The sequence below is a fragment of the Apibacter mensalis genome (assembly GCF_001418685.1).
GTDB lineage: Bacteria > Bacteroidota > Bacteroidia > Flavobacteriales > Weeksellaceae > Apibacter > Apibacter mensalis.
The window spans coordinates 115,684-131,926 of the sequence record NZ_LIVM01000003.1 but is presented as its reverse complement, the minus strand read 5'-3'; the positions used below and the strand labels follow the sequence as shown (position 1 = coordinate 131,926).

Here is a 16,243-nt window from a genome sequence, read left to right as displayed (position 1 = left end):
TTACTTATAAAACGTTATTGGTTTGTTCTTTTATTTTTTCAAGTTCATCTTTCATTAGTACGACTAATTTCTGTATTTCCGAATGATTGGCTTTAGAACCGATGGTATTGATTTCTCTACCCATTTCTTGGGCGATGAAACCTAATTTTTTCCCGGCTTGTTCTTCTTCCTCAATAACTTTAAAAAAATACTCGCAATGTTGTTTTAATCGCACTTTTTCTTCATTAATATCTAGCTTCTCAATATAATATACTAATTCTTGATGGAAACGCTGTTCATCAAATTGGACTTTCAATTCAGCTAATTGTTTTTCCAATTTCTGTCTGACGGATTCAATTCTTTCCTGTTCGTATTTTTCAATCTCGAATAATGAATTAAGAATATTTTGATTGTATTTTTTTAAAACAATTTCTAAAGATTTACCTTCTTCAGCTCTAAAATCATTTACCTTTTCAAGTGAAGAGTTTAGACATTCTAAAACAAGCAACCATTCATCATCACTAATTTCTATTTCTTGGTTAGTAAATACTTCTGGCATTCTTATAGCCATCTTAAGGAAATCCAGTTGGGATCCTTCGATATGTAATTCTTCAAGATTAGATATATAATTTTTAACAGCATTAACATTAATGCGAGAGTTATTTTCTACACCTAAATTTTCAATAACTATGGAAAAATCAATTTTACCTCTAACTAATTTATTTCCTATAATTTTTCTTAATTCCAGTTCTTTATTTCTGTATCTTGGCGAAATCCTTACAAATAAATCTAAAGATTTACTGTTAAGGGTTTTAATTTCAATTGAAATTTTTAAATTTTCTGTATTGGCTTCTGACTTTCCATAGCCAGTCATTGATTGTAACATAGTTAATAAGATATTGTTTTAACTAAGCGTAAGCTAATTTAAATGTAGTTTGCTATTATAGGAACTGCAAAATTAACCTTTTTTTAATTCAATTACAGTTATTTCCGGCCAAATTCCCACTCTTCCCGGAAATCCTATAAATCCAAACCCACGGTTTACATAAAGGTATTTACCATTTTCTTGATATAAATCTGCCCATTTAGGATACCGGTATTTAATAGGAGACCATTTTATAACCCCGGGAATTTCAATTCCAAATTGCATTCCATGAGTATGGCCTGATAAAGTGAGATGCATTTTCTTTGCGAAATTTTTTACAATGGCGTCAAAATGGGAAGGATCATGAGATAGCAAAATATTAAATTCCCCATCTTTGATATTTTGTGAAGCAATATTTAAATCCCCATCTTTTGGAAAATGTCCTTGGCCCCAATTTTTAACACCTACAATATTGATGAATTGGTTTTCTTTATAAAGTCTTATAGATTCATTTCTTAATAATTTCCAATTAATAGATTTATGATATTGGTGTAACAGATCAATATTCTTTTGTTGGGCAATTTTATTATTTCCAAAAGCATATACTCCGTAGTCATGATTTCCTAAAATAGAATATTTACCATCTTTAGCTTTTATAGTTTTCAAAAGGGGAAGCCATGGCTCCATTTCCTCAGCAAGATTATTTACAGAATCTCCGGTAAAAACAAATAAATCAGCATTTTGATCGTTAAGGAGTTTAATACCTCTGGATACCTTATCAAAATCCTGAATGTCAAAGCTTCCCAAATGTATATCTGAAAGCTGGGCGATTTTATACCCATCAAAGCTTTCGGGTAAATCAGGAAATCTTAAAGTAACTTTCCTGACACGAAAATCAAATTTGCCCCAAACAATGCCTTCAATTATTGAAAAGAAAGGTATACTCGCAAGTCCTAATCCAATAGTACTTATAGCCTTTCTTCTTTCAGGTAAATAAGTTTTATTAACAGACGGATTTGAAAAAGTTTTTTTAAATAAAAAAGTCAACATTCTTATAAAATCTTCAAAGATTATGGTTATTGCCAAAATAAATTTCGGTACAAAAACAATCATGAAAAAACCTAATAAAAAATGAACTTGACCTTTGTTATTCCTATCAATAAATACGGACCATATAAGGATAGTCAATAAGATACTGCTTGAAAAAAACACCCAATATTGTCGAAATAGCTTATTATTTGTCAAAACCTTAATAGCTTGATAACAATAGTATTCAACAATAAGTGAAATGACAAACAATATTCCTATTAAAGCGCCCAATGTATTTTCAAACTTTCTGTAATTAATTTATGGCATTCTATACAAAATAGCATTTATATTCATTCCCGCACCAACCGAAGCAAATATGACCAAGTCATTGGATTTTAATGTTTGATTCAAAAAATTACCTTTGACCATCATATCATACATTGTTGGTATGGTTGCTACTGAAGAATTACCAAATTTTTGGATAGTCATGGGTGCTATTCCTTTCGGAATATCAGTTACATTTAATTTATACAATTTGAAAATTCTTTCCAGTATAGCATGATCCATTTTTGCATTCGCTTGATGAATTAGAACTTTATTTATATCGGATATCGTATATCCTGAATCATCGATTACTTTTTTCACGACTTGAGGAACGTAAGTTAATGCATATTCATATACTTTTCTTCCTTTCATTCGGATATTAGCCTTAGATCCAACATAATTAGGGTTTAAAGAAGAGTCTGTAGCAATATAGGATACTTCTTCACCATTATCGCTTCTAGTATAATGCCGGAGAATGCCTACCGGGTTGTCCGTTTCTCTAGATTCTAACACTACACCCGCAGCTCCATCAGAAAAAATCATACAATTTCTATCAAAAGGATCAACAGTTCTGGAAAGGGTTTCCGAACCAATTACTAATATCTTTTTAGCAACTTTTGCCTTCAATAGTTGGTCAGCTAAAATCATTCCTTCATTCCATCCCGGACATCCAAAATTCATATCGTAAGGCTTACACAAAATATTTTTAATTCCAATTTTTTTCTTGGCTAAAGCAGATATGGATGGCATTATTCTTACTTGTCTTTCATTAGCATCAATATCTCCAAAATTATGAGCTACGATAATATAATCGAGATCTTCCTTATTTATTTTTGCATTTTCAATTGCTAATTTACCTACTTCAGCTGCCAGATCAGAATTCATTACATGTTTGTCGTCAACATAACGTCTTTCAGTTATTTCAGTGATATCTGCAAATTTCTTAATAATTTCCGGAGTAGGTTTGGTTATGGGGTCTCTGTTTTCATCATAAAAAGTAATTCCTTCAAAATTGCTATTAGGAACGATTTTCTTAGGTAAGTACGATCCAGAGCCAGTTATAATACTTTGCAACATATTAAAATTTTGATATTATTCTTGATAATAATTCGACAAATTTATGTAATAATTACTAATAAATCTACAATATTGTTACCTTTGGGTATAAAAGTAAGGTTATATGCTGAATAAAAATTCCTTACAAGGATTATGTATAGCGATATCTATAGGGTTAATTTCATTTTTTATATATAAAATTTATATTGAAAAGAATGATGAATTTTTGTTGGATAATCCCAGCAATGATGAAATAAAAGTAATATTAAATGGGAAAAGTTATTTACTTGCCGCAGGGCAATCTCTTTCAATTCCTGTTATTTCAGGTAAGAATACTATTTCAAGTCAAGATATACATGGTAAAAGTATTTTAAAAGATACTTTTTTTGTGATCACTAAAAATACAAGAGGACTTATTAATCCTTCCTTATCAACCTATTTCACTTTTAGAAGATATTACGGTCATATAAAAAATATGAATTCGTTATATCAAGCCCATCGGAGAAAGATTGATGGAAAAGAATTTATGGGAGAAATTAATGAATATAGTCAATTAATAATACAAGATTTTTATTATAACATTAATCAAAAATTTCCTAAAATAATAAATAAGGTTGATTCGATTGAATCAAGGGTTAAATTATTTAGAAAAAACCAATTTTTAGAGTTTTATCGGTCTACATTTGAATAAAACATTTACTTTTGTAAGTTAAGAACAGCAAATTAATAATATGCCGAATATTGTAAAGCCTTATAACGATACAGAAAGTAAAAAGAAACAGGTCGAACAGATGTTTGATAATATTTCTGAAAATTATGATTTCTTAAACAGATTATTATCATTTAACATCGATATTTATTGGCGAAATCAATTGGAAAAAAAAGTGGTGGCATATAATCCCGGGAAAATATTAGATGTTGCCACCGGAACGGCTGATTTAGCTATAGAGCATGCAAAAAAAACAAAAGCGGCTATAACCGGATTGGACTTATCCCAGAAAATGTTGGATTACGGCCAGGTTAAAGTAAATAAAAAAGGGCTTAAGGACAGAATAAAGCTTATCAAAGGCGATGCGGAAAAATTATCTTTTCAAAACGGAGAATTTGATATTGTTACGGTTTCTTTTGGTGTTCGTAATTTTGAAAATTTAGAAAAAGGTATATCTGAAATGGGAAGAGTTCTTAAAAGTGGCGGAAAATTACTGATTTTAGAGTTTTCAAAGCCCAGTGGTTTTTTTGCTCCCTTCTTTATGTTCTATTTTAAGAAAATATTACCGAATATAGGAAAAATAATTTCAGGAGATTCACAAGCTTATACTTATTTACCCAATTCAGTTGATGCTATGCCCTATGGGGAGGATATGAAGAACCTGATCCTTAAAAATGGATTTAAAGAGGCAAATTTTAGAAAGTTGACTTTTGGAGTTGCTACTGTCTATGAGGGTATAAAATAAATATATTAAAAAATCGTTTTCTCTACTATGAAGAAATTAGTCATAGTCTTATTATTAATATTTATACATTGTGGAGTTTATGCGCAGTTCCGTTCAAGAGATGTCATGGAAAAATATTCTGATTTTGATGATCAGGAATTTTCCTGGGGATATTATCTCGCAATGAATTATTTTGATTTAAAGATTCATCCCAATAAAGAAGGTCTTGAAGATACCGGCAAGTATTTAGTTGATGTAGACTCTAAAGGCGGTTTTACGGTAGGATTAATTGGTAAAATGAAAGTTCATGATTACATTGATTTGAGATTAGAACCGGCTATGCATTTTACACAGCGAGATTTAATTTTTAATAATGTTCAAAAGATCATTGATGAAGAGATTGCCAACGGTCTCGAAACTACTTATACTGAACAGGATGTAAAACGTAACGTTAAATCTACGTATTTAGATATTCCACTTTTTTTAAATTTTCACGGTGAAAGATGGTATAATTCCAGACCTTATTTACAGGCTGGTTTAAGTTGGTTAATAAACTTACAAAGTAATGAGAAAAAGGAAAAAGATAATACCAATCAAACTTTCCGAATGAAAACTAATAACTTTTCCTATCAATTAGAAGCCGGTGTAGAACTTTATTTTAAAAGATTTAAAATGACCCCATCTGTAAGAGGAATATTCTTTTTCAATAATGAATTGGTTGCAGATAATCCGGGAACGCCTCCATACTGGGCAGGAGCATTAAAATCAATACATACTAGAGCTATTGTTTTTTCAGTTAAATTTGAATAATTTATTTACTTACATCTGTTATTCTCGTATGTTTTATATTAAATGTAAATGCTAATTTATTATTTTATGCCTTTACATTCATGAATAATTAAAAAGGATAAAAAAATAAAGCTAAGATAGAGTAACCTAAATTAATATTAATAAAAACTTGAAGAGAATTAGGGGAAAAGTTTAAATTTAATTAACGAAATAACAAATTTAGGCATGATATAATTTATTAATGAAGCATGTAAAATTTTATTGGATAAACTATTAAATAGGATATTAATTTTTAAAAAAGAATTTCTTATATTTGCAAGAGAGTTAGGATAGTAAATTTTTCGTTCTAATATGGAAGAGATTATTCAGGGAATTAATGAATTGGAAAACAAGATTCTCGAATTAAAGAAGGAAAATGAAGAATTGATAAGGAAAAATGAATACTTAGAAAGTTCTCTTTTAAAAAAAGAAGATAAATTTATTCAAAAAGAAAAACAATATAAAGAAATTGAAGAGCAAAATAAAAGATTGAAAGTCATCAATGCGATTTCAGGAAGTGGAGAATATAAGAAGTTGATGAAATTGCAAATGAATAGGATGATTAAAGAAATAGATGCATGTATTTCGCAATTGCAGAATTCATAAATAGAAATGTCTCAAAAAATAAATATACGAATAGCGGGAAGAAATTACCCCCTAGTAGTACAAAGTGAAGAAGAAGAGGTATTACGGATTGCTGCAAAAAAGATAGAAAAATACATTAATACTTTTGAAAAAAACTATAACATATCTGAGAAACAAGATGCTCTAGCGATGACTGCTTTACAACTTGCATCAGAGTTAGAAAACATTTTAAGGGAAAAATCCCAAGAACAAGAGGAGATTTTACTTAAAATAAAAAAAATAAGTAAATTGTTATAGGGAAAGTAACATATTTCCAGATAGATCTTAGAATAATAAGGTAAATGTAGAACAAAGATATAACCTACATTGATTCTAACTCAATTTAGTAAACTCAACACGAATTGATTGACTGAGTGATTGTTTTTTTTAATGGCGGGCTGCCTCTCATCTTTCGGGATGATTTGATAGTAATATCAACAGCAGATTACAGAGAAAATAACATAGCTTGAATCCTGTTTATTGGAGTTTACTTAAATCAAAGTTTAATAGAATTGATGTAGGTTTTTTTATATAAATTAATTGTATGAATGTAACGATAATATTTGAGTTAATTGCGACACTTTTTATAGGTGGATGTATAGGATACTTCTTATCGAAAAGTTCTCTAAATAAATATAGAGAAAATAAATTAAAAGAAGCGGAAGACAAAGCTGCTGCGATCTTAAAAGAAGGGGAGCTTAAAGCCGAAAATATTAAGCAGGAAAAAATGCTTCAAGCAAAAGAAAAATTCTTAGAATTGAAATTACAACACGAAGAGCAAATTAATCAGAGAGAAAAGAAAATGCTTGAAGTAGAAAAAAGAGTTAAAGATAAAGAAACAAAGCTTAATGAAGAATTACATCAGAATAATAATCAGAAAAAACAATTAGAACAAGCTATCAATGAAAATCTGATTAAAGCTGAATCCTTAACCAAAAAACAAGCGGAATTAAATCAAATGCATCAGCAACAGGTTGAAATTTTAGAAAAAATTTCCGGATATTCTGCTGAAGATGCAAAGGCAGAATTAGTAGAGGCTTTAAAGCAGGAAGCTAGATCCAGGGCTCAAGCTCAAATTCAGGCAATAGTTGAAGAGGCGCAACTGAATGCAAAGGCAGAAGCCAAAAAAATTATAGTACAAACTATTCAAAGAGTAGGTACTGAACAAGCCATTGAAAATTCAGTTTCTGTTTTTAATATAGAATCTGATGAAATAAAAGGAAGAATTATAGGAAGAGAAGGGCGTAATATTAGAGCATTAGAAGCAGTTACGGGAGTTGAAATTATCGTCGATGATACACCTGAAGCAATATTACTTTCATGTTTTGATCCGGTAAGGCGTGAGGTAGCTAGATTATCATTACATAGATTGGTTACAGATGGTAGAATTCATCCTGCAAGAATTGAAGAAATAGTAGCTAAAACACAGCAGCAAATAGAAGAAGAAATCATTGAGATTGGAAAAAAAACCATTATTGATTTAGGAATACATGGATTACATCCTGAATTAGTAAAGATGGTCGGTAGGATGAAATATCGTTCTTCATATGGACAGAATCTTTTACAACATTCAAGAGAGGTAGCTAATATAGCAGGAATATTAGCCTCCGAATTAGGTCTTAATCCCAAAATCGCAAAACGTGCCGGATTACTACATGATATAGGAAAAGTTCCTGAAGAAGAATCTGAATATCCTCATGCAATTTTGGGAATGCAATGGGCAGAAAAATATGGAGAAAATCAAACAGTTGTTAACGCCATTGGTGCCCATCACGATGAAATAGAAATGAAAAGCTTAATTGCACCTATTATTCAAGTTGCTGATGCAATTAGCGGAGCAAGGCCGGGTGCTAGAAGACAAGTTGTAGAATCATATATTCAAAGGCTGAGAGATTTAGAAAATGTAGCATTAAGTTTTGATGGCGTTAATACAGCTTATGCAATTCAAGCCGGTAGAGAATTACGAGTAATGGTTCAAAGTGAAAAAATAGACGATCAAAAAGCATCACAATTATCCTTTGAAATAAGTGAAAAAATTCAAAACGAATTAACCTATCCGGGACAGGTTAAAGTAACTGTAATTCGTGAAACGAGAGCTGTTAATATAGCTAGATAGATTGTTTAAGTAACTAGTAAATAAAAAACTTTAAAAGTAATTTTAAAGTTTTTTTTATTTAAAATTAAAAACTATTTTAATAATATACCCTAACTAATTGATTATATTTCACCCTCTTCAGGTAAATCTTCATCAATAGTAACATCAATACCTTCAATTTTTGTTTTTTGTAGAGTATTAGATTTTAAATTCACATATTCATTTCTTGTTTTGTAAATCTTTATGGCATCAAAGATCGCCTGTTTAAATGATTTTGCATCAGCGATTCCTTTCCCGGCTATGGAATAAACCGTACCATGATTTGGTGCAGTATGAATAACTGATAATCCTGCGGTAAAATTTACGCCATATTCATAAGCCAGAGTTTTAAATGGTATAAGACCTTGATCATGATACATAGCTAATATTCCGTCAAAAGAAGAATATATATTTGGAGAAAAGAAACTATCGGCAGAATAAGGTCCAAAGGAGAGAATACCTCTATCAAAAGATTCTCTAATTGCCGGTTCAATCCAACTAATTTCCTCCTTACCTAATAGGCCATTTTCTCCAGCATGTGGATTTAATCCTAAAACCGCAATTTTAGGTTTCTCAATACAAAAGTCTTGAATTAAAGTTGTATGTAGGGCTTTAATTTGTTTTTTAATTAATTCTTTACTCAATGTTTCGGGAACCTTGGAGATAGGGGTATTATATGTAGCAAACGCAATCCTTAATTCGTTATTTTCTAAGAGTAAATAAGCTTTTTCTTTCAGAATATCTTCAAGAAATTCTGTATGATTTAAAAAATTATATCCTTGAGTTTGCATAGCTTCCCAATTTAAAGGAGCAGTAACCAATACATCAACCCAACCTTGTTTCAATGCATCAACAGCAGCTAATAAAGATGCTTTAGATATTTTAATGCTTTCATTAGTTGAAACACCAAAATTAATTGAAACATTATCTTTCCATAAATTCACAACATTTATTTTTCCGGGAACAGCTTCTTCAGCTTTGAAAATTCCTTGAAAATAAATAGAGTTTAAACCGAAAATATTTTTTTGATAGGATAATAGTTTGGTTGATGCAAAAATAACCGGAGTAAAGAAATCCAAGATTTCTTTATTTTGTAAGGTTTTAAGTATTACTTCAATCCCTATACCGTTAGGGTCACCTATACTAATTCCTATTTTTAGCTTATGATTTTTAACGCTCATATATGAACTGGAAAATTAATTATAACAAATGTAGAAAAAATATATATTTAATTTATAAATATTTAACAAAATAGAAATATTACTATATGAAATAAAGATATTTTGACTTATAAATACGTAAAAATTAAGATATCTAAAGTGATTTTAGATTATTTAAATAATGTCTGTAAACATTTTAATAAAAATTTTAAAATATTACTTTTGAATAAAAATTAAATATGTTTACAGGTATTGTGGAAGAAACAGGAAAGATTGTAAATATGGAAAAAAAGGATGAAAATCTTTCCATATCGATATCCGCTTCATTTATTGATGAATTAAAAATAGATCAGAGTATTGCTCATAATGGCACATGTCTTACCGTAATAGATATAAATCAGGACTTTTATACGGTTACAGCTATTGCTGAAACTTTAAAAAAAACCAATTTTGCATACCTTAACGTTGGAGATTGCATTAATCTGGAAAGATGTGTCAAAGTATCTGATAGGTTAGATGGTCATATGGTTCAAGGTCATGTGGATCAAGTGGGTGAATTGAAATCAATAGAAAATCAAAAAGGAAGCTTTTTATTAACATTTATATATGACGGAAAACATATCACTGTGGAAAAAGGTTCAATTGCTGTGAATGGAGTTAGTTTAACGGTAGTAGACAGTAAGGATAATGAATTTTCAGTGGCTATAATACCATATACTTGGGATAATACAAATTTTAGATTTTTAAAAATAGGGGATAAAGTAAATTTAGAATTTGATATAATAGGTAAGTATCTACAAAAATTGCATAGTTTATATAAATAGTGAACTTAATATAAAAAAAACCTTTAACTTAAGTTAAAGGTTTTTTTTTACATATGTTGTATGTTGTTAGTCATATATTCCTTTGCTCAGCTTAGCGCGTCTTTCTTTAATTAAAGCTTCTCTTTGAGCGTCATTCTGGAATTGAGGTCTGGCGCCTTGACTATATTTTAATCTTCTTTCTTTTATTAAGGCTTCACGTTTGGCGTCTGCTTCGGTTTTAGATAATGGTTTTGCGGACGAATTTTTATTTGTTGATTTAACTGTCATGTCTTTACTATTCGCCGGAGCATTTTTTATCGGTTGAGATGCATTATTGCTTATATCAGTAGAAGTCTTAACTGTACCTATACTTGTTTTAAATTCATCTTTAGATTTAGCATCAATAGCTTTTCCGGACTTTATGTTAGCTGATGTATTTGGGGTAGAAAGATTTGTACCTTTTATTTCCGGGATATTATTATTTGGTTTTAAAATTTCTGGTTTTTTAATTTCTACATCAGTTGAAGTCAGATCATTGATTGCTTGAATAGTTTCTTTGCTAGGGGTTAAGTTGTTATAATTTACACTTTCATCAGAAGATATTTCTAAAGGTTTACCAATATAGAAATCTAGAATTTTTAATCTGAATAAAAATGAATATTTGGCCTGAAGCATTTGAGATAATGCATTAAAATAATTATTTCTGGCAGTATTTAAATCGTATATATTAATTTTTCCAGCAGTAAAACTTTTTTGGGCAAATTCATAAGATAATTCAGTAGACGATACCAATTCCTTTGCTGAAGTAAATGTTTGATATGCAGTATTTACGTCAAAGTAAGAGGTTTGAATATTCTGTTTTAAATTTAATTTTTCTTGATCGAGTTGGTTCTCTTGTAAAAGTTGATTAATTCTGGATTGTTGAACTTTTATTTTATTTGTTCCTTTACTAAATATTGGAATGTTTACTCCAACGGACAACATTTGAGAGTGATTGTCATACCATTGATCATCTATGGATTTATTGGAACGATCAAAATAATCTTGATAAAAGGTACTTACCTTATATCCTCCTGTAATAGAAGGGTAAAAAGCGGTTTTTGCAATGTCAATATCTTTTTTTGCCGATTCAACTCCCAATTCTGCCGATTTAATAGAAGGTTGATTGTTAAAAGCATAATTTATGATATCATCCAAGTTGATAAGAGGCATACCTATATCATCGGATACTTTCACATCTTCTATCTGAAAATCCCTATAATCTTTTTGAAGTAACATAGCTAAAACCATAAGAGACCGATCTACTTCAATTTTAGCATTTTCATAAGTTTGTTTAGCATTAGCCAAATTGGATTTCGATTCATATAATGTACTCAGAGGAATGCTACCGGCTGTATACAACTTTTCATTTCTATCCTTTTCTTTTGCTTGAATATCCATTGAATTGTATTGAACCCCTAAAAGTTCTTTATTCAATAGAACTGTAAGATAATTTCCTACCAGTTGTAATGAAATGTCATTTTTAATTTTTTCAGTGGTATATTGATTTTGTTGAACTAAAAAAGAATTTTTCTCCTCATTTAATCGCAACCGCCTGTTATTATAAAGTATCATTGAGGATTCCAAAGCAAGATTGTTTTGATATCCTTCCGTATATTTATAATAGGAGTCGATAGTAAAATCTGTTATACCATTTTGGGTAACCTTTTGAGTAGCCAACGGACCAAAAGTTATGCCGTTGGTTATGGTACCTTTAAGATCGGGAAGCTTTTCCTTTTTAGCAATTTTTAAATTACTTTCTTGTACTTGTTCATTTAGTTTTGAAGCAAGCACTTGCAAATTGTTTTCTCTGGCATAAGATAAGCAATCATTAAAAGACCATACCTTTTGCGCTGAAATAAATCCGACTATGAAAAAAGCGATTATGCTGTTGTTTAGTTTCATTCTTATGTAAATGAATTTTCACTATTATAAGTAGAATAATTAGTTATTTTGTTACACAGCTATCTGAAAAAAACATTTTATCAATACTCCTATTTATATACAACCTCTAAAATTAAAAATACATTTGTTGAATTTAAATTATTACTCTGGGTCTAATTAATATAAAAAAAATAATTTAATAAATTACAAGAAATAAAAATTAATTTATAAATACAATTTAAATAATATAATTTGTAACAAGATATTTCCAATATAAAATATATTTGAAATTATAATATATAACCTTTTTTTATAGCATTTTGAGTAAAAAAGGGTATAAATTTATACCCTATATAGACTCAAACGTGTATTTAGATTAATCCGTTTTATTAATAATTTTCTTTTCTAAAAACCAGGCCGGTTTCCGGGAAGTAATCAGCGACAATAGTATCATTGTCGATTATTTTTCCACCTAGAATTTCCTTAGACAGTTGATTTAAAATTTCATGCTGAATTAATCTTTTCAAAGGTCTTGCCCCAAAAGCAGGGTCATAACCTTTGCTCATTATGTAATCTTTTGCTTCATCGGTCATACTCATGTGAATCCCTTTTTTATCTAAAATTTTGTTGAGCGAATCTAATTGTATATCAATGATATTTCTTATTTCATTTTTATTTAGAGGCTTAAATACAATGGTTTCATCAATTCGGTTTAAAAATTCAGGTCGCAGAGTTTTTCTTAGCAATTCCATTACCTGTTGCTTGGTCAATTCTAAAATCGCTTTATAATTATTTCCTTCCAGTTTTTCAAAATTTTCTTGAATTACATGGGAACCCAAATTAGAAGTCATAACTATTATAGCATTTTTAAAATTAACCGTTCGCCCCTTATTGTCGGTAAGTCTTCCATCATCTAATACTTGCAATAAAATATTAAAAACATCCGGATGGGCTTTTTCTATTTCATCTAATAATATAACAGAATAAGGTCTTCTTCTGACGGCTTCGGTTAACTGTCCCCCTTCATCATAGCCCACATATCCCGGAGGCGCACCTACCAATCTGCTGACAGAATGTTTTTCTTGGTATTCACTCATATCAATTCGGGTCATTGAATTTTCATCATCAAATAAGAATTCGGCCAAAGCCTTTGCCAATTCAGTTTTACCTACTCCTGTAGTTCCTAAAAATAAAAATGATCCGATAGGTTTTCTTTCATCATTTAAACCTGCTCGATTCCTGCGTATGGCATCTGCCACTGCTTCAATGGCTTCTTCTTGTCCGACAACCCTTTTATGAAGGACAGATTCCAGATTTAATAATTTTTCACGTTCACTTTGTACAAGCTTAGTAACCGGAATACCGGTCCACTTAGCTACAACATCTGCAATATCTTCGGAATCTACTTCTTCTTTGATTAATTTAGGCCGATCATCAGAAAGCTCTTCTTCAGCTTTGGCAAGTTCAGCCTCCTGTTCTTTTATCTTTCCATATCGTAATTCGGCAACCTTACCATAATCTCCGGAACGTTCGGCTTTCTCTGCTTCAATCTTAAATTCTTCAATATTTTTACGAATTTCTTGAACTTTGTCCGCTCTTTCTTTTTCAGCTTTCCAAGATGCACTCAACTCATTTCTTTTTTCATTAAGCTGAGATAATTCTTCTTTTACATTTTCTAATCTTTTTTCATTAGCTTGTTTAATGCTTTCATTGGAAGAAGGGCTTTCTACCTCTCTTTTTACTGCTTCTAACTCTATTTCCAGCTGCATTTTTTTACGGTCTAAAGCATCCAGCTCTTCAGGCTTGGAGTTCATTTCCATACGAAGCTTTGCAGAAGCCTCGTCCATTAAGTCTATGGCTTTGTCCGGTAAAAAACGGTCAGAAATATAACGATTGGAGAGTTCCACCGAAGCTATTACGGCTTCGTCTTTAATGCGTACTTTATGATGTGCTTCATATTTCTCTCTAATGCCTCGTAATATAGCTATAGCATCATCTATATCTGGTTCCTCAACCATTACTTTTTGAAAACGTCTTTCCAAGGCTTTATCCTTTTCAAAATATTTTTGATATTCATTTAAAGTAGTTGCCCCAATGGAACGTAGTTCACCGCGTGCCAGTGCCGGTTTTAATATGTTGGCAGCATCCATGGCTCCTTCGCCTCCACCGGCTCCCACTAAGGTGTGGATTTCATCAATAAATAAAATAATATTTCCATTAGAAGCAGTAACTTCTTTTACAACGGCTTTTAGACGTTCTTCGAATTCTCCTTTATATTTTGCTCCGGCAATTAAAGCTCCCATATCCAAGGAAAAAATAGTTTTATCCTTCAAGTTTTCAGGAACATCTCCGTTTATGATTCGATGTGCTATACCTTCGGCAATGGCGGTTTTTCCAACTCCCGGTTCACCAATCAATATAGGATTATTTTTAGTTCGGCGTGAAAGTATTTGTAAAACTCTCCTAATTTCATCATCTCTGCCTATTACCGGATCAAGTTTTCCGTTTTGTGCTAATTCATTAAGGTTTTTGGCATATTTATTTAATGAATTATAGGTATCTTCTGCAGATTGAGAAGTTACTCGTTCTCCTTTTCTTATTTCTTCGATAGCTTTAATTACCCCCTCTTTGGTAACCCCTTGATTTTTTAATAATTGAGAAGTTTTGTCATTTACTGAAAGCAGCCCTAAGAAAATATGCTCTAAACTTATAAATTCATCTTTCATTTTAGTAGATTCTAATTGAGCTTCATTTAAAGCTTTATTAGAATTTTGAGATAGATAAATTTGTCCGCCGCTTACTTTGGGTAAAGAATTTAGTATTGATTGAAGCTCGGAGTTAATATATGCTAAATTTGAATTTTGTTTTTTCAATATAAAGGTTATTACACTAGCTTCACTTTCCAATAAAGCTTTAAGTAAGTGTGCAGGTTCAATCGCCTGGTTTTCTAAACCTTGTGCAATCACTTGTGATTGTTGCAAGGCTTCTTGTGATTTGATGGTTAATTTATTAAAATCCATATTTGTTTAATCTCTTACATTTCTATCTCAGCAAAATATAAACCAAATTCATCAATAAGGTTTTTAATAAATCAATGAGAGGAAAAACAAACAATTCAAGACAAAATGTCACTATATACTAAGATTAAATTGCAGCTCGTGACATAATGACATTTTGTATAGAATATTTGTTTGTTTTAAATCTATAAAGAATTAGCCTCTTGATTAATAATAACTTGAAAATAAATTACTTATAAATGATAAAGAATACTTTTAAGCGTATAATAAATGATTAATAAATGCGTAGTAGGAGGGGGGTATCGTTAGCTTTACTATTATTAATTTAATGGAACCTGATACTTGCGCGTATTATGCCAATTGCGTTAATCGTATTTAAAGAAACATCTTTAGATTCATACATAGGATTCGCGCTTACTAATTTTATGTGATCTTTGCCTAAGCTGGATTTCTGAATATGTCTTACGAAGGTATGATTGGAATATGGTGTTAAAGCTATTTCTATAATGTATAATTCGCCCCAAAATAAATTTTCTGTTGATGCATTTTTGAAAATGACCATATCTCCATTTTTTAAAAGTGGAAACATAGATTCACCTTTTATATAAATTGCTCCATCACAATCAGATAGATTTGGTATTTTTATAAATTCTGAAATAAATGTGTCTTTAGATTTTGAATGAACTATATTTTTTAATCCTCCATTAGTGTCTAAGTTGTAAACGGGTATAGTAAAATTATTTTTCTCTTGTAATTTAAACGCTGGATGCTCCCGTACGGATAAAGGAATATCTTTATCTGAAATGTAACGTTTTATCATGGGGCCTTCGCTAGTTAGTAACCATTCTAGATTTATTTCAGGACATTTAGTGTGAATCAATAAAGAATCATAACTGTTTCTTTTCTTCCAATTTAAAAACGTTTGGGGTGAAATACCAAGATATCTGGCAAATTCAGAATCTTTTTTAAACCCATAAAATAATTTTATTTTATTTAAAATGGTTGATTTTTCCATAGGTTGTAGCTATAAATAAAAGATCAAATAAATGGTATATAATCATTCCGTCT

14 protein-coding genes are annotated in these 16,243 nt (G+C 30.4%); 7 read left to right on the top strand and 7 right to left on the bottom strand.

All coding sequences use genetic code 11. The features are described from left to right. Positions 1-4: 4 nt before the first annotated feature. The 3 genes from ASC36_RS03075 to ASC36_RS03065 all read right to left on the bottom strand — a co-directional run bounded on the left by ASC36_RS03075 (position 5) and on the right by ASC36_RS03065 (position 3,274). The gene (locus ASC36_RS03075; RefSeq protein ID WP_055425026.1) at positions 5-865 is read right to left on the bottom strand and encodes a YicC family protein; all 861 of its coding nucleotides are present in this window, start codon (positions 863-865) and stop codon (positions 5-7) included. A 72-nt stretch (positions 866-937) separates the two neighbouring features. Then, complete coding sequence (locus ASC36_RS03070) at positions 938-1,957, bottom strand: metallophosphoesterase (RefSeq protein WP_245630724.1); 1,020 nt, start codon at positions 1,955-1,957, stop codon at positions 938-940. 234 nt (positions 1,958-2,191) lie between these two features. Further along, entirely contained in the window at positions 2,192-3,274 is a 1,083-nt protein-coding gene (locus tag ASC36_RS03065; protein WP_055425024.1) for a 3-oxoacyl-ACP synthase III family protein, read from the bottom strand. Positions 3,275-3,377: 103 nt separating this feature from the next. On the opposite strand from ASC36_RS03065, the gene ASC36_RS03060 reads away from it, so the two are divergent. From ASC36_RS03060 to rny, 6 genes are all read left to right on the top strand, one after another. Continuing rightward, positions 3,378-3,944 carry a hypothetical protein gene (locus tag ASC36_RS03060; protein WP_055425023.1) on the top strand — a complete coding sequence of 189 codons (567 nt, stop codon included), beginning with the start codon at positions 3,378-3,380 and terminating at the stop codon, positions 3,942-3,944. 40 nt (positions 3,945-3,984) lie between these two features. Next, positions 3,985-4,707 (top strand): bifunctional demethylmenaquinone methyltransferase/2-methoxy-6-polyprenyl-1,4-benzoquinol methylase UbiE, encoded by a 723-nt coding sequence (gene ubiE / locus ASC36_RS03055; RefSeq protein WP_055425022.1) that lies wholly within the window; start codon positions 3,985-3,987, stop codon positions 4,705-4,707. 27 nt (positions 4,708-4,734) lie between these two features. Beyond that, positions 4,735-5,496, top strand: coding sequence for a type IX secretion/gliding motility protein PorT/SprT (gene porT, locus ASC36_RS03050; RefSeq protein WP_073961197.1), 762 nt, complete (start codon positions 4,735-4,737; stop codon positions 5,494-5,496). A gap of 330 nt (positions 5,497-5,826) precedes the next feature. Next, complete coding sequence (locus tag ASC36_RS03045) at positions 5,827-6,120, top strand: hypothetical protein (protein WP_055425020.1); 294 nt, start codon at positions 5,827-5,829, stop codon at positions 6,118-6,120. Positions 6,121-6,126: 6 nt separating this feature from the next. Beyond that, positions 6,127-6,396 (top strand): cell division protein ZapA, encoded by a 270-nt coding sequence (locus ASC36_RS03040; protein WP_055425019.1) that lies wholly within the window; start codon positions 6,127-6,129, stop codon positions 6,394-6,396. Positions 6,397-6,682: 286 nt separating this feature from the next. Further along, complete coding sequence (gene rny / locus ASC36_RS03035; RefSeq protein ID WP_055425018.1) at positions 6,683-8,254, top strand: ribonuclease Y; 1,572 nt, start codon at positions 6,683-6,685, stop codon at positions 8,252-8,254. Between the two features lie 101 nt (positions 8,255-8,355). Here rny and pdxA read toward each other — a convergent pair whose 3' ends face one another. Next, positions 8,356-9,453: a 4-hydroxythreonine-4-phosphate dehydrogenase PdxA gene (gene pdxA / locus ASC36_RS03030; RefSeq protein ID WP_055425017.1), complete on the bottom strand. Its 1,098-nt coding sequence runs from the start codon at positions 9,451-9,453 to the stop codon at positions 8,356-8,358. 218 nt (positions 9,454-9,671) lie between these two features. On the opposite strand from pdxA, the gene ASC36_RS03025 reads away from it, so the two are divergent. Then, positions 9,672-10,256 carry a riboflavin synthase gene (locus tag ASC36_RS03025; RefSeq protein WP_055425016.1) on the top strand — a complete coding sequence of 195 codons (585 nt, stop codon included), beginning with the start codon at positions 9,672-9,674 and terminating at the stop codon, positions 10,254-10,256. A 66-nt stretch (positions 10,257-10,322) separates the two neighbouring features. On the opposite strand, the gene ASC36_RS03020 is transcribed toward ASC36_RS03025, so the two are convergent. The 3 genes from ASC36_RS03020 to ASC36_RS03010 all read right to left on the bottom strand — a co-directional run bounded on the left by ASC36_RS03020 (position 10,323) and on the right by ASC36_RS03010 (position 16,190). Next, on the bottom strand, positions 10,323-12,179 hold the full coding sequence (locus tag ASC36_RS03020; protein ID WP_055425015.1) for a TolC family protein: 1,857 nt from the start codon (positions 12,177-12,179) through the stop codon (positions 10,323-10,325). 368 nt (positions 12,180-12,547) lie between these two features. Continuing rightward, on the bottom strand, positions 12,548-15,178 hold the full coding sequence (clpB, locus tag ASC36_RS03015) for an ATP-dependent chaperone ClpB (protein WP_055425014.1): 2,631 nt from the start codon (positions 15,176-15,178) through the stop codon (positions 12,548-12,550). A 322-nt stretch (positions 15,179-15,500) separates the two neighbouring features. Further along, positions 15,501-16,190: a LexA family transcriptional regulator gene (locus ASC36_RS03010; protein WP_055425013.1), complete on the bottom strand. Its 690-nt coding sequence runs from the start codon at positions 16,188-16,190 to the stop codon at positions 15,501-15,503. Positions 16,191-16,243: the final 53 nt, after the last annotated feature.